Origin of the sequence: Microbacterium sp. BH-3-3-3 (genome assembly GCF_001792815.1) — a bacterium.
Taxonomy (GTDB): Bacteria; Actinomycetota; Actinomycetes; order Actinomycetales; family Microbacteriaceae; genus Microbacterium.
Genome location: NZ_CP017674.1, coordinates 3,265,825 through 3,281,220, shown reverse-complemented (window position 1 = coordinate 3,281,220; position 15,396 = coordinate 3,265,825). Strand labels below are relative to the sequence as shown.

Below are 15,396 nucleotides of genomic sequence, written 5' to 3'. Positions count from 1 at the left end.
CGGCGAGGGCACGGAAACGCGAAAGGAGAGGAAGCCGTAGGGCTCCCTCTCCTTTCGTCGGACGATCAGCCCTTGAAGCGGGGGAACGCCGAGCGGCCCGCGAACACCGCGGCGTCGCCGAGGTCTTCTTCGATGCGGAGCAGCTGGTTGTACTTCGCGACGCGCTCGCTGCGCGCCGGGGCACCGGTCTTGATCTGGCCGGCGTTCACGGCGACGGCGAGGTCGGCGATCGTGGTGTCCTCGGTCTCACCCGAGCGGTGCGACAGCATCGAGGTGTAGCCCGAACGGGTGGCCAGGTTGATGGCATCCAGGGTCTCGCTCAGCGTGCCGATCTGGTTGACCTTCACGAGCAGCGAGTTGGCGATACCGAGGTCGATGCCCTTCTGCAGACGCTGGGGGTTGGTGACGAACAGGTCGTCGCCGACGAGCTGCACCTTCGAGCCGATGGCGTCGGTGAGCTTCTTCCAGCCGTCCCAGTCGTCTTCGGCGAGCGCGTCTTCGATCGTGACGATCGGGAAGTTCGCGACGAGGTCGGCGAAGTAGTCGACGAGCGTGTCGACGCTCCACTCCTTGCCCTCGACGGTGTAGACGCCGTCCTTGAAGAACTCGGTGGCGGCGACGTCGAGGCCGACGGCGATGTCCTGACCGGGGGTGAAGCCGGCCTTCTCGATCGCGCGGATGAGGAAGTCGAGGCCCTCGCGGTTGCTGGGCAGGTCGGGGGCGAAGCCGCCCTCGTCGCCGAGACCGGTGTTGTAACCCGCGGACTTCAGCTCGCCCTTGAGGACGTGGTAGACCTCGGTGCCCCAGCGGAGCGATTCGCTGTAGGTCTCGGCGCCGATGGGCGCGAGGAAGAACTCCTGGAAGTCGATGCCGTTGTCGGCGTGCTCGCCACCGTTGATGACGTTGAACAGCGGAACGGGAAGCAGGTGCGCGTTGGGGCCGCCGAGGTAGCGGAACAGGGGCAGGTCGGCGCTGTCGGCGGCGGCCTTGGCGACGGCGAGCGAGACGCCGAGGATGGCGTTGGCGCCGGTGCGCGACTTGTTCTCGGTACCGTCGGTCTCGATGAGGATCTCGTCGATGATGCGCTGCTCGCTGGCTTCGACGCCCTCGATGGCGGGGCCCAGCTCGTCGACGACAGCAGCGACGGCCTTGAGCACGCCCTTGCCGCTGTAGCGGCTCTTGTCGCCGTCACGCAGCTCGTAGGCCTCGAAGGCGCCGGTGGATGCGCCGGAGGGAACAGCCGCGCGCTGAACGATGCCGTCGTCGAGGAGCACCTCCACCTCGACGGTCGGGTTTCCGCGCGAATCCAGAATCTCGCGCGCGTTGACAGCCTCGATAAGTGCCACGAAGGACTCCTCGTTGGTTCTTGAGTGAAAGAGGGCGGAGCGTCATCGGTCCGTGGTCGAGTCTAGTGACCGCCCCCGACGCTCGTGGGCCAGAGCGTCATTCCGCGTCGGACTCTGCCTCGCCACGCTCGCAGCCGCGCACGTCAGGACGCGGCGCCGGCCTCTCCGGCATCCACGACGATCGCGAGGGCCACACCGTCCCAGCCCTTGCGGTCGAGGGTCTGCAGGGCGGTGGCGTCGAAGCGGGGGTCGCTTCCGAGCATCAGGATGCCGCGGCGCGCGCCCTGCACCTTCGAGTCGGTGGCGTCGGCATCGGCGACGTCTCCCCCGCGCACGACGTTGTCGAGCACGACGACCGTGCCCGGACGCCCGAGCCGTGCGGCCCAGTCGAGATACAGCGTGTTGGATTCCTTGTCGGCGTCGATGAAGACGAAGTCGAAGGCCTCCTCGCCCTCGAGGGAGGGGAGCACGTCGGCGCCCCGCCCCACGCGCACGTCGACACGGTCGCCCACGCCGGCGCGCCGCAGGTTGGCCCGTGCGAGCTCGGCGTTGGCCGATTCGGCCTCGATCGACACGACCCGCCCTCCCTCGCCGACGGCGCGGGCGAACCAGATCGTCGAGTATCCGCCGAGGGTGCCGATCTCGAGCACGCGGCGAGCGCCGGCCATACGCGTGAGCAGGTGCAGGAACTTGGCGTTGACGGGGGCGACCTCGATCGAGGGGAGGCCCGCCGCGTGCTGCGCCGAGAGCGCGGCATCCAGGATCGGGTCGGAGCCGACGAGCGTGCGGGTCAGGAAGGCGTCGACGTCGTCGTGGGTGGGCACGGTCCCAGCCTGGCGGGGCGGCGGTCGTGGGTCAACGCGCGTCAGCGTTCGCCGCGCAGGTGCGCGCGGGTCATCTCGTCGTACTCCTCGTCGGAGAGCTCGTCGAAGCCCTGGGCCTCGACGCGGTCGGTGCGCATCCAGCGGACGAGCAGGATGACGAGGATCGGCACGTCGGCGAACTCGGCGATGAACCAGATCATGTCGCCGGCGAGATGCTGATCGTGCAGCGTCGACGGCCACCACGACATCGTCTGCACGGCATCCGGGATCAGGTCGACGACCGAGTCGTTGAGGCGCAGCAGCAGCCCGGGGACGGAGTCGATCAGCAGCTCGACGAAAGCCAGCAGGAACTCGATCGCGATGAAGGTGCCCGAGTGCACGGCCCCCAGCGCCATCATCGGCAGCACCATCGCGAGCCCGACGAGCGGCACGACCACCCCCAGCGACGCCTCGACGACGGGGTTCACACGCAGGATGCCGGCGAGCGGGGTCAAGAAGAGGCAGAACACCGCGGCGATGACGACGGTGGCCACCATTGCGTTGCCGAAGATCCGCGTGACGCGGGAGGCGAGGACGCGCTCGATCACGGCGCCCGCGCCCAGTCGGGCGGCCAGGTCGAGCGGGCGTCCGGCGGCGATCCCGGCCGGGACGGCGAAGATCAGCAGCGCGATGCGGGTCGAGAACGCCCAGCGGAGCTCGGCCGAGAAGACCGCGAGGAATCCGAGCTCGATCGCGGCGTACGGCAGGAGCCCGAGTGCGAAGAACCCGATCGTCCGGCGCAGGGGCCACTCCTCGCCCCGACGACGCAGACGCGCGACACCGACGAGGTAGGCCGCGGATGCCACGAACAGCACGCCGAGCGTGAGGGGGTCGGCGCGCCAGGTGGTCAGGAGGATGTGCAGAGGAGGCGTGGGGGAACGGTACGACCGCGAGCTATGGGTTGGCCGGGACGTCGGCGGGAGGCAGCGGCGACACCGAGCGCGACGGCTCCGCGTCGCCCCGGAGGGCGCCGAGCACCGCCGGCAGCAGGGCCTCGGCCGTGCGCCGGTAACCCAGGGCGCTGGGATGGAAGCGGTCGATGCTGAACATCTCGTCGGGGCGTTCGGCGAAGACCGGTCCCACCGCCCGGGCCAGGCCCACCACTCGCGCGCCGGCACGCTCGGCGGCGCGGGCCTGCGCCGCCGCCAGCTGGCGCGAGGAGCGCGACGCGAGGGTGCGCAGCGGCTGCGGCACCGCGCGCAGCGTGCCGAGGTCGGGGCAGGTTCCCACGACCACGGCCGTCCCCCGGGCCGTCAAGGCGCCGACGGCCTGCTCGAGCTGCGCCGCGGCGCGCACGGGGGGAACGCGGTGCGTGACGTCGTTGCCGCCCACCACGACGACGGCGACGTCGGCGCGGTAGTCCGGCGGAAGGGCGGCGATCTGCGCCGCGAGCGCCGAGGTCTCCGATCCCACGACCGCGGCGGTGCGCAGGCGCACGGGTCGCGCGGCCGCGCGGGCGATGCCCTTGGCGAGCCGTGCCCCCAGGGTGTCGCGCCGGTGTCCGGCGCCCAGACCCGCAGCGATCGAGTCCCCCAGCACCAGAAGCTCGACCGGTCGACCGTCGTGCTTCTTCCGGCGCCAGACGCGGTCGGCATCCAGAGCCTGTTCCCCGAGCGGCTTGCCGATGCGGCGCCGGGCGATCGCCGCCTGACGCGAGATGAGGGTACGCAGGGCCACCGCCGTGGCCCCCAGCACCGCGACCGACGACGCGGCGGCGAGGGCCACCGGCCGTCGAACCGGCCGTCGAACCCTCGCGCGACGCATGTCCCGATCACACCTCGACGACGTGAACACCGGGTGACCGAGGCGTGGCCGCCGAACGACGGCGGTCGCGCAGCGACTCTCAGCCGAGCGGCTTGATCTCCAGCGACGCGCTCGTCGTTCCGGCGTTCACCGTCGCGAACGACGTGTATCCGTCGGCGCTCGCCCGTTCGAGCAGAGCCTTGAGGTTCTTCGTGCGCTGCTCGAGACGTACACGCGCGCCGTCGGCCACGAGCTCCGCCTTCACCCGCAGCAGGTCCTCGAGGGCGACGTCGCGATCGTGCACGAGCACCACGGCTCGCTCGCCGGTGTCCTCGGCATCCTGCAACATGTCGACGATGCGCTCGAAGCCGATCGAGAACCCGACGGCCGGAACGTCCTGACCGAGGAAACGCCCGATCATGCCGTCGTAACGACCGCCCCCGCCCAGCGAGTAGTCGACGCTCGGGTGGGCCAGCTCGAAGATCGTGCCGGTGTAGTACCCCATGCCTCGAACGAGGAACGGGTCGAAGACCAGCGGCGCGTCGGCGCCGCGTGCGGCGGCCACCGTCTCGCCGAGCGCCACGAGGTGCGCGATGACCTCGTCGGGGATGCCGTCGGGCAGGGCGGCGCGGATGCCGTCGTCGTCGAAGCGCACGCCGTCGGGGCGAGGACGTTCGAGGTAGGCCGCGACGGCGTCGGCCGCCTCGGGCGTCGCTCCGCGGTCACGCAGCTCGGCGACGACACCCGAGGCGCCGATCTTGTCGAGCTTGTCGATCGTGATCAGGACCCCGGGCCGCTCGTCGGGGGCGAAACCGAACACGTCGAGCATCGCGTCGAGGACGCGACGGTCGTTGACACGGATCGTTCCGCCCTCGAGCCCCAGCGCGTCGAGCACGTCGAGGCTCGCCGTCATCAGCTCGGCCTCGGCGCGGGCCGACGCGTCGCCGATGATGTCGATGTCGCACTGCAGGAACTGGCGGTACCGGCCCTTCTGGGGGCGCTCCGCCCGCCAGACCGGCGCCATCTGGATCGCGCGGAACACCGTCGGCAGCTGGGCACGGTTCGTGGCGTAGAACCGGGCGAGCGGAACGGTGAGGTCGTAGCGCAGGCCGAGGTCGGCGAGAGCGGCCGGGTCGTCGGCGGCGGCGCGGATGCCCTCGGCATCCATTCCCCGCTTCAGGATGCTGAACGACAGCTTCTCGTTGTCGCCGCCGATCCCGGCGTGCAGCCGCGAGTACTCCTCCATCACGGGCGTCTCGATCTCGTCGAAGCCGTGGGCGCGGTAGCGCTCGCGGATGACGGCGAGCACGCGCTCGCGACGGGCTTTGTCAGCGGGGAGGAAGTCGCGCATGCCGCGCGGCGGGTTCACGGATGCCACCCGTCCATTGTCTCAGCCCCCGCCGGTGCGCTCGCGCCGTCGCCGTCGAGAACACCCGCAACGACGTGTGCGGTCGTGACGCGGGGGCGGGGCTCAGGAGGCGCCCGGCGCGGCCTCGGCCGCCGTGACCTCGGCGCGCAGGGTGCGCAGACGCTCGCGCAGGGCGCGCTCGGCGTCCCAGCCCCGGTCGCGGCCCTGCTGCACCAGCGCCAACAACGCGTCGCCCAGCTCCGTCTCGGTCGCGGGATCGGCGAGCCGGTGCGACGGCGCGTGCACGCCCACCTGCGCGGCCTTGCCGACCAACTTCTGCGCGAGCGCGAGCGCGGGCATGTGGTCGCTGACCCCGTCGAGGACACTCGTGCGCTCGCTCTTCTCGGCCGCCTTCGCCGCGTTCCAGTGCACGAGCACCTCTTCGGGAGTGGATGCCACGGCCCCGGCGAAGACGTGCGGATGCCGACGCACCATCTTTTCGGTGAGTCCGCGAGCGACGTCGTCGATGTCGAAGGGCTCTTCGGGGTCGCCCGACGCGATCTCGGCGTGGAACAGCACCTGCCACAGCAGATCGCCCAGCTCCTCGCGCAGGTCGGCGCGGGTGCCCGACTCGACGGCGTCGATCACCTCGGCGCTCTCTTCGACGAGGTAGGGCACGAGGGCCGCGTGGTCGATCGTCTTCGTCCACGCGCAGCGCTGGCGCACAGCCCGCATGGTCTCGGCCGCTTGCCTCAGCGCGTCGTCGCTCACGAGCCCTCCCTCCGCGGCGCCGTCGGCGCCCTCGCCCCGAGTATCCCTCGCCGGGGCGGTGAGCGAGCCGGGGCCGGGCCGAACTCCTGAGTTTTCGGGATGCCGGATCGACGGGCGTGCAGGATCGCGGCGTCGGAGACACATGGCGAGCGGAAACTCAGGAGTTCGGCGCGCGTCGTCGGACCGCCTAGCGGGATCCACCCCCGGACACCTGCGCGCGCGGTCGGGGGTCCGACCGGTAATCCTGCGGCGCATCGGCATCCCACCCGGACGAACTCCGGCATCCTGCCCGGACAGTACGGGCCCGCACCGGTGGGAGCGAGGCTCCGGCGTGCACCACCGCGCCCCGGTGTCACTCGCGCGTCACCGGACGCCGATAATCTGGGGCTGTGCGTGAACTGACCCCGACCGAGGCCATCGACCTCGTGGGCCGCTTCGAAGCCGGCCAAGAGCTCCCCGAACAGATGCGCGCCGACGTGCGCCTGCTCGGCTCGCTGCTCGGCCGCGTCCTTCAGGAGAGCGGCTCCCCCGGCCTGTACGACGATGTCGAGCGGCTGCGCTCGGCGACGATCCAGGCCTACACCGACGAGACGCCCGAAGCGTTCGAGCGGGCCGCGGCGATCGCCGACGGCTTCTCGATCGCGCGGGCCGACGAGGTGGCCCGTGCCTTCACGGCCTACTTCCACCTCGTCAACCTCGTCGAGGAGCACCAGCGCGTGCGCGTGCTGCGCGAGCGAGGAGACAACCCGTCGCGCTCCGGCACGCCCGACACCATCGCGACGGCATACGAGCGGCTGTCGAGCGAAGTGGGCGAAGAGACCGCGCTCGCGCGCCTCCAAGCGCTGCGCTTCCACCCGGTCTTCACGGCTCACCCCACCGAAGCCCGCCGCCGCGCGATCTCCACGAGCATCCGTCGCCTGTCGGAGCTGCTCGCCGAGCACGACGCCGCCTCCGACGGTGGCACCGAGAGCCGTCGAACCGAGCGCCGCATGCTCGAAGAGATCGACACGCTGTGGCGCACCGCTCCCCTCCGGCGCGAGAAGCCGTCGCCCGTCGACGAGGTGCGCTCGGTCATGTCGGTGTTCGACGAGACGCTCTACACCGCCGTGCCGCGCGTGTACCGCCGCATCGACGACATCCTGCAGGGCGAGCACGCCGGTTCCCGCGCCCCGATCGTGAAGCCGTTCGTGCGCGTCGGCTCGTGGGTGGGTGGCGACCGCGACGGAAACCCCTTCGTCACGGCATCCGTCACCCGCAAGGCCGCCGCAATCGCGAGCGAGCACGTGCTGCTGGGCCTCGAACGCACCACGCAGCGCGTGGGTCGCGGACTGACCCTCGATGCCGAGTCCACGCCGCCGAGCGATGTCCTCGTCACCCTGTGGCACCGTCTGCGCGCCGCCGACGAAGACGCCGCGGCCGAGATCGCCGAGCGCTCCCCCGACGAACCCCACCGCCGCATCATGCTGTTGCTCGCACGCAAGATCGCCGCGACCCGTTCCCGCAACGCCGACCTCGCGTACCGCGACCCCGAGCACCTTCTCGCCGATCTGCGGACGGTGCAGGATTCACTCGTCGCCGCGGGAGCCGCACGTCAGGCCTACGGCGCCCTGCAGCGCCTGGTGTGGCAGGTCGAGACCTACGGCTTCCACCTCACCGAGCTCGAGGTGCGACAGCACTCGGCCGTGCACCGGAAGGTGCTCGAAGAGCTCCGCGCGGGCGGTGGCCGCAGCGAGCAGACCGACGAGGTGCTCGAGGTCTTCCGTTCCATCGCCTACGTGCAGGAGCGCTTCGGGCCCCGCGCCGCCGGTCGGTACATCGTGTCGTTCACGCAGTCGGCCGAAGACCTGGCCAACGTGCACGAACTGGCCGCGTTCGCGATGGGCCCGGGTGAGGACGTGCCCGTTCTCGACGTCATCCCTCTCTTCGAGACCTTCGCCGACCTGCAGGCCGCCCCCGGCATCCTCGCCGAGATCGTGTCGCATCCGTCGTTCGTCAGTCGACTGGATGCCACGGGCCGGCGCCTCGAGGTCATGCTGGGTTACTCCGACTCCTCCAAAGACGTCGGACCGGTCGCGGCGAACCTCGCGCTGTACGAGGCGCAGGCGAAGATCTCGACGTGGGCCGAGACCGAGGGCATCGAGCTGACGCTCTTCCACGGTCGCGGTGGTGCGCTCGGACGAGGCGGCGGACCCGCCAACTCCGCGATCCTCGCGCAGCCCCCGCACTCCGTCGACGGCCGGTTCAAGCTCACCGAGCAGGGCGAGGTCATCTTCGCCCGCTACGGCGATGCCGACATCGCCATGCGCCATATCGATCAGGTCGCGGCGGCCGTGCTCACGGCCTCCTCCCCCTCGATCGAGCGCCGCAACCGTGGGGCCGCTGAGGCGTTCGCCGATGTCGCGAGCACGATGGACGTCGCCTCGCGGGAGCGTTTCTTCGCCCTCGTGAAGGCTCCCGGCTTCGCACCGTGGTTCGCCACGGTCACGCCGATGGAAGAGCTCGGTCACCTGGCATTGGGCTCTCGCCCCGCGCGACGCGGCCTCTCGGTGGAGTCGCTCGAAGACCTCCGGGCCATTCCCTGGGTGTTCTCGTGGACGCAGGCGCGCATCAACCTCGCCGGATGGTTCGGCCTGGGCACGGCGCTCGACGCCGTCGGCGATGAGCCGCGCCTGCGCGACGCGTACGAGCAGTGGCCGCTGTTCCGCACCATGATCGACAACGTCGCGATGAGCCTCGCGAAGGCCGACGAGCGCATCGCCCGCCGCTACCTGGCACTCGGCGACCGTGACGACCTCGCGGGGCTCGTGATGGACGAGATGCTGCTCACCCGGTCGTGGGTCGAACGCATCACCGGCGGCGACCTGCTGGGCAACAAACCCGTGCTGCAGCGCGCGGTCAAGATGCGCAGCCCCTACGTCGACGCGCTCTCGCTGCTGCAGTTGCGGGCGCTCCGCGCCCTGCGCGACGCGGCGAACACCTCCGAGACACCGGATGCCGAACAGCAGCGCCTGCTGCTGCTGTCGGTGAGCGGTGTGGCCGCGGGACTCCAGAACACCGGGTGATCGACCCCTCGCCACCGCGAAGCGCCGGCTCCCTTGCGAGGGGGTCGGCGCTTCGCACGTCACGGCGAGTTGTCGTCTTGCCGCTCACCGGCCATCCCTCGCGCAGACCAACCGCGCGCGGTGGCCTCAGTCGACGGCTCGATCGGACGCGTGTCGCGACAGGCTGCGACCGTACCGCTCGGTGAGCTGCACCATCAGGTCCGGTGTCTCACGATCGAGCCCGAAGACGTAGCCGGGGAAGTCGAGTTCCTTCTGCGCCGCCCAGATCTCGTCGTGCCGATCCGGCGAGAGCAGACGGAGCGGGTCGCCCACCGCGACCCACCCGATCGGCACGACCGTCTCGGGCGGCAACACGGTGCGCAGGTGCACGACGGCGTTGATCCGCACTTCACTGCGATCACCGATCTCGGCCCCGTTGAAGATCCGCGTGCCGGTGGCCAGGAACACCTCGTCGCCGATATCGGCTCCGGCGACGCTCGCCATCGGACCGACCAGGGTGTGCGCGCCGATGTGAACGGGGTGCGTGGCGCTCGCGCGAATGAGGGCGTTCTCCATCACGATCGTGTTCTCGCCCAGCACGATGCGGCTCCCCTCGGACGTGAGGACGGCACCATGCAGCACCTGGCATCCCGCGCCGATCACGACATCACCGCTGATGACCGCGGTCGAAGCGACCACGGCGTCGGGGTGGATACGAGGCTCCGCGCCCAGGTGAGAGAAACGCATGGATCGATCCTTCCAGTCGGTGCCGTCAGCGTAGCCCCGGCCTGACGCCGCGTCAGCCTTATCGACCCCGCGCGGCGAACAGCCAGGACAGGGACGGCGCCTCTCAGCAAGCCGTCGCGACCGTCGTCGGGGTACAACGAAGCGCCGGGTGGTGTCCCCCGCAACAGGGAACGCCACCCGGCGCTGACACACGAACACAAAATGTGCCCGTAAATGCGGAATGGCCACCCAACATTGGGTGGCCATTCCGACTAAAAGAAGTCCGGCGGTGTCCTACTCTCCCACAGGGTCCCCCCTGCAGTACCATCGGCGCTGAGAGGCTTAGCTTCCGGGTTCGGAATGTAACCGGGCGTTTCCCTCTCGCTATGGCCGCCGAAACACTATTGATGTTTCAAAAACCAACAACGACATCATCATTGTTGAGTTCCCGACCGTACATCGAGAACCACTCAGTGGACGCAAGCACCAAAAACGGTGTGTTATCAAGTCATCGGCTTATTAGTACCGGTCAGCTTCACGTATTGCTACGCTTCCACATCCGGCCTATCAACCCAGTAGTCTGGCTGGGAGCCTCTCGCCCCGAAGGGCATGGAAGTCTCATCTTGAGGCCGGCTTCCCGCTTAGATGCTTTCAGCGGTTATCCATCCCGAACGTAGCTAATCAGCGGTGCTCCTGGCGGAACAACTGACACACCAGAGGTTCGTCCAACCCGGTCCTCTCGTACTAGGGTCAGATCCTCTCAAACTTCCTACGCGCGCAGCGGATAGGGACCGAACTGTCTCACGACGTTCTAAACCCAGCTCGCGTACCGCTTTAATGGGCGAACAGCCCAACCCTTGGGACCTACTCCAGCCCCAGGATGCGACGAGCCGACATCGAGGTGCCAAACCATGCCGTCGATATGGACTCTTGGGCAAGATCAGCCTGTTATCCCCGAGGTACCTTTTATCCGTTGAGCGACAGCGCTTCCACAAGCCACTGCCGGATCACTAGTCCCGACTTTCGTCCCTGCTCGACCTGTCAGTCTCACAGTCAAGCTCCCTTGTGCACTTACACTCGCCACCTGATTGCCAACCAGGTTGAGGGAACCTTTGGGCGCCTCCGTTACATTTTGGGAGGCAACCGCCCCAGTTAAACTACCCACCAGGCACTGTCCCTGAACCGGATCACGGTCCTAAGTTAGATATCCAGAGTGACCAGAGTGGTATTTCAACAATGACTCCACACTCACTGGCGTGAATGCTTCACAGTCTCCCACCTATCCTACACAAGCCACACCGAACACCAATACCAAGCTGTAGTAAAGGTCACGGGGTCTTTCCGTCCTGCTGCGCGTAACGAGCATCTTTACTCGTAATGCAATTTCGCCGAGTTCGCGGTTGAGACAGTTGGGAAGTCGTTACGCCATTCGTGCAGGTCGGAACTTACCCGACAAGGAATTTCGCTACCTTAGGATGGTTATAGTTACCACCGCCGTTTACTGGGGCTTAAATTCTCAGCTTCGCCTTACGGCTAACCGGTCCTCTTAACCTTCCAGCACCGGGCAGGCGTCAGTCCGTATACATCGTCTTGCGACTTGGCACGGACCTGTGTTTTTAGTAAACAGTCGCTACCCACTAGTCTCTGCGGCCACCACACCCTTTCGGAGCAAGTCCTAATAAGTGGATGGCCCCCCTTCTCCCGAAGTTACGGGGGCATTTTGCCGAGTTCCTTAACCACGATTCTCTCGATCTCCTTGGTATTCTCTACCTGACCACCTGAGTCGGTTTGGGGTACGGGCGGCTTGAACCTCGCGTCGATGCTTTTCTTGGCAGCATAGGATCACCCACTTTTTATCCGCATCGTGTCTCAGCCTCAATGAGTGACGGATTTGCCTATCACTCGGCCTACGCACTTGCACCAGGACTACCATCGCCTGGCTTGGGCTACCTTCCTGCGTCACACCTGTTAATACGCTAGCCGCACCAGCATGGGGTCGAGCGTTCACACAGACGTCCATCACCCCGAAGGGATCCAAACAATTCTGAGCTAGGACTCTTAGCACCACTGGATTAACTTGGGCGGTTCTTCGCCGGTACGGGAATATCAACCCGTTGTCCATCGACTACGCCTGTCGGCCTCGCCTTAGGTCCCGACTTACCCAGGGAAGATTAGCTTGACCCTGGAACCCTTGGTCTTTCGGAGGACGTGTTTCTCACACGTCTTTCGCTACTCATGCCTGCATTCTCACTCGTGTGGCGTCCACGGCTGGGTCACCCCGCCGCTTCACTCGCCACACGACGCTCTCCTACCCATCAACACGGCTGGACCACGAAGGCCTACCAAAAATGCTAATGCCACAACTTCGGTGGCGTGCTTGAGCCCCGTTACATTGTCGGCGCGGAATCACTTGACCAGTGAGCTATTACGCACTCTTTCAAGGGTGGCTGCTTCTAAGCCAACCTCCTGGTTGTCAAAGCAACTCCACATCCTTTCCCACTTAGCACGCGCTTAGGGACCTTAGTTGGTGGTCTGGGTTGTTTCCCTCTCGACTATGAAGCTTATCCCCCACAGTCTCACTGCTGCGCTCTCACTTACCGGCATTCGGAGTTTGGCTGACGTCAGTAACCTTGTAGGGCCCATCGGCCATCCAGTAGCTCTACCTCCGGCAAGAAACACGCAACGCTGCACCTAAATGCATTTCGGAGAGAACCAGCTATCACGAAGTTTGATTGGCCTTTCACCCCTATCCACAGCTCATCCCCTCAGTTTTCAACCTAAGTGGGTTCGGTCCTCCACGACGTCTTACCGTCGCTTCAACCTGGCCATGGATAGATCACTTCGCTTCGGGTCTAGAACACGCGACTCAAACGCCCTATTCAGACTCGCTTTCGCTACGGCTACCCCACACGGGTTAACCTCGCCACGTATCACTAACTCGCAGGCTCATTCTTCAAAAGGCACGCTGTCACCCCTACTAAGGAGGCTCCAACGGTTTGTAAGCAAACGGTTTCAGGTACTATTTCACTCCCCTCCCGGGGTACTTTTCACCTTTCCCTCACGGTACTTGTCCGCTATCGGTCATCTGGGAGTATTTAGGCTTATCAGGTGGTCCTGACAGATTCACACGGGATTTCTCGGGCCCCGTGCTACTTGGGATACTTCTCACGCCAAGAACAGGCATTTCGACTACGGGGTTCGCACCCTCTATGACCGGCCATTCAAAACCGTTCGTCTATACCTACTTGTAACGTCGACTGCTCGGCAGAACAATCAGAAAAGTCCCGCAACCCCCAACGTGCAACACCTGCCGGCTATCACACACGCTAGGTTTAGCCTCTTCCGGTTTCGCTCGCCACTACTTACGGAATCGCTTTTGCTTTCTCTTCCTGTGGGTACTGAGATGTTTCACTTCCCCACGTTCCCTCTACCCGCCCTATATATTCAGGCGGGAGTCACCAGGTCGGCACGCCGCCCAGCGGGGTTTCCCCATTCGGACACCCTCGGATCAAAACTCGCTTATCAGTTCCCCGAGGCTTATCGCAGATTGCTACGTCCTTCTTCGGCTCCAGATGCCAAGGCATTCACCGTTTGCTCTTAAAGACTTGAAATCACATGAGTTGAATCGTCAAAAAATTGACTAATGATCTTTAAGATCATCTTCACGACACCATCCCGAAGGACAATGTCGAAGATGCTCGCGTCCACTGTGTAGTTCTCAAAGTACGGGCGGTACCCCACCCCAACCACCGGAACACCGGCGCCGAGACGAGGCCCACAAGGAAACAGCCACCAACCACCCCAGCCCGAAGACTGACGCAATCAGCGCCCGGTCCCTCAGGACCCAACAGCGTGCATGTGCAAAAAACTCCGACCCAGATCATTCCAATAGCAAGCTACGTACTAGACCCGGAAACATCGTCCCTCACACCTCATCAAATGTTCCACCCATGAGCTACCGGCAGACACATTCGGTCTGATCCGGCGCCTGGACACCACACGCTCCAAAGAACACGTGATGCCAGATGCTCCTTAGAAAGGAGGTGATCCAGCCGCACCTTCCGGTACGGCTACCTTGTTACGACTTAGTCCTAATTACCGATCCCACCTTCGACGGCTCCCTCCACAAGGGTTGGGCCACCGGCTTCAGGTGTTACCGACTTTCATGACTTGACGGGCGGTGTGTACAAGACCCGGGAACGTATTCACCGCAGCGTTGCTGATCTGCGATTACTAGCGACTCCGACTTCATGAGGTCGAGTTGCAGACCTCAATCCGAACTGGGACCGGCTTTTTGGGATTCGCTCCACCTCACGGTATTGCAGCCCTTTGTACCGGCCATTGTAGCATGCGTGAAGCCCAAGACATAAGGGGCATGATGATTTGACGTCATCCCCACCTTCCTCCGAGTTGACCCCGGCAGTATCCCATGAGTTCCCACCATTACGTGCTGGCAACATAGAACGAGGGTTGCGCTCGTTGCGGGACTTAACCCAACATCTCACGACACGAGCTGACGACAACCATGCACCACCTGTTTACGAGTGTCCAAAGAGTTGACCATTTCTGGCCCGTTCTCGTATATGTCAAGCCTTGGTAAGGTTCTTCGCGTTGCATCGAATTAATCCGCATGCTCCGCCGCTTGTGCGGGTCCCCGTCAATTCCTTTGAGTTTTAGCCTTGCGGCCGTACTCCCCAGGCGGGGAACTTAATGCGTTAGCTGCGTCACGGAAACCGTGGAATGGTCCCCACAACTAGTTCCCAACGTTTACGGGGTGGACTACCAGGGTATCTAAGCCTGTTTGCTCCCCACCCTTTCGCTCCTCAGCGTCAGTTACGGCCCAGAGATCTGCCTTCGCCATCGGTGTTCCTCCTGATATCTGCGCATTCCACCGCTACACCAGGAATTCCAATCTCCCCTACCGCACTCTAGTCTGCCCGTACCCACTGCAGACCCGAGGTTGAGCCTCGGGATTTCACAGCAGACGCGACAAACCGCCTACGAGCTCTTTACGCCCAATAATTCCGGATAACGCTTGCGCCCTACGTATTACCGCGGCTGCTGGCACGTAGTTAGCCGGCGCTTTTTCTGCAGGTACCGTCACTTTCGCTTCTTCCCTGCTAAAAGAGGTTTACAACCCGAAGGCCGTCATCCCTCACGCGGCGTTGCTGCATCAGGCTTCCGCCCATTGTGCAATATTCCCCACTGCTGCCTCCCGTAGGAGTCTGGGCCGTGTCTCAGTCCCAGTGTGGCCGGTCACCCTCTCAGGCCGGCTACCCGTCGACGCCTTGGTGAGCCATTACCTCACCAACAAGCTGATAGGCCGCGAGCCCATCCCAGACCGAAAAATCTTTCCAAACACGACCATGCGATCACGTCTCATATCCAGTATTAGACGCCGTTTCCAGCGCTTATCCCAGAGTCCAGGGCAGGTTGCTCACGTGTTACTCACCCGTTCGCCACTGATCCACCAAGCAAGCTTGGCTTCACCGTTCGACTTGCATGTGTTAAGCACGCCGCCAGCGTTCATCCTGAGCCAGGATCAAACTCTCCGTAAA

The 15,396-nt window shown here is 65.2% G+C and carries 8 protein-coding genes and 3 rRNA genes; 1 reads left to right on the top strand and 10 read right to left on the bottom strand.

Annotation, left to right across the window (positions count from 1 at the left end):
* Positions 1-65: 65 nt before the first annotated feature.
* From eno to BJP65_RS15055, 6 genes are all read right to left on the bottom strand, one after another.
* On the bottom strand, positions 66-1,346 hold the full coding sequence (gene eno / locus BJP65_RS15080) for a phosphopyruvate hydratase (protein ID WP_055836041.1): 1,281 nt from the start codon (positions 1,344-1,346) through the stop codon (positions 66-68).
* 143 nt (positions 1,347-1,489) lie between these two features.
* Positions 1,490-2,170, bottom strand: a complete 681-nt coding sequence (locus tag BJP65_RS15075; RefSeq protein WP_070409665.1) for an O-methyltransferase — start codon at positions 2,168-2,170, stop codon at positions 1,490-1,492.
* A gap of 41 nt (positions 2,171-2,211) precedes the next feature.
* Positions 2,212-3,015: a cytochrome c oxidase assembly protein gene (locus tag BJP65_RS15070; RefSeq protein ID WP_258027494.1), complete on the bottom strand. Its 804-nt coding sequence runs from the start codon at positions 3,013-3,015 to the stop codon at positions 2,212-2,214.
* A gap of 88 nt (positions 3,016-3,103) precedes the next feature.
* Entirely contained in the window at positions 3,104-3,934 is an 831-nt protein-coding gene (locus BJP65_RS15065) for an SGNH/GDSL hydrolase family protein (RefSeq protein WP_258027493.1), read from the bottom strand.
* A gap of 118 nt (positions 3,935-4,052) precedes the next feature.
* Entirely contained in the window at positions 4,053-5,303 is a 1,251-nt protein-coding gene (hisS, locus tag BJP65_RS15060; protein WP_070410051.1) for a histidine--tRNA ligase, read from the bottom strand.
* A gap of 120 nt (positions 5,304-5,423) precedes the next feature.
* Positions 5,424-6,035, bottom strand: a complete 612-nt coding sequence (locus BJP65_RS15055; RefSeq protein WP_083285996.1) for a MazG family protein — start codon at positions 6,033-6,035, stop codon at positions 5,424-5,426.
* A 425-nt stretch (positions 6,036-6,460) separates the two neighbouring features.
* Here BJP65_RS15055 and BJP65_RS15050 point away from each other — a divergent pair, with 425 nt between their 5' ends.
* Positions 6,461-9,133, top strand: coding sequence for a phosphoenolpyruvate carboxylase (locus BJP65_RS15050; protein WP_070409662.1), 2,673 nt, complete (start codon positions 6,461-6,463; stop codon positions 9,131-9,133).
* Positions 9,134-9,259: 126 nt separating this feature from the next.
* Here BJP65_RS15050 and BJP65_RS15045 read toward each other — a convergent pair whose 3' ends face one another.
* The 4 genes from BJP65_RS15045 to BJP65_RS15030 form a co-directional block, all read right to left on the bottom strand.
* Positions 9,260-9,859 carry a gamma carbonic anhydrase family protein gene (locus BJP65_RS15045; RefSeq protein ID WP_055836021.1) on the bottom strand — a complete coding sequence of 200 codons (600 nt, stop codon included), beginning with the start codon at positions 9,857-9,859 and terminating at the stop codon, positions 9,260-9,262.
* A gap of 260 nt (positions 9,860-10,119) precedes the next feature.
* Positions 10,120-10,236 (bottom strand): 5S ribosomal RNA (gene rrf, locus BJP65_RS15040).
* 101 nt (positions 10,237-10,337) lie between these two features.
* Positions 10,338-13,449 (bottom strand): 23S ribosomal RNA (locus BJP65_RS15035).
* Between the two features lie 425 nt (positions 13,450-13,874).
* Positions 13,875-15,396, bottom strand: a 16S ribosomal RNA gene (locus BJP65_RS15030).
* The 16S, 23S and 5S rRNA genes sit together here, the layout of an rRNA operon.

Excerpts from the sequence above, each read along its gene's own strand:
- hisS (WP_070410051.1), bottom strand. The coding sequence starts at position 5,303 with ATGCGCGACTTCCTCCCCGCTGACAAAGCCCGTCGCGAGCGCGTGCTC.
- BJP65_RS15055 (WP_083285996.1), bottom strand. The coding sequence starts at position 6,035 with ATGCGGGCTGTGCGCCAGCGCTGCGCGTGGACGAAGACGATCGACCAC.
- BJP65_RS15045 (WP_055836021.1), bottom strand. The coding sequence starts at position 9,859 with ATGCGTTTCTCTCACCTGGGCGCGGAGCCTCGTATCCACCCCGACGCC.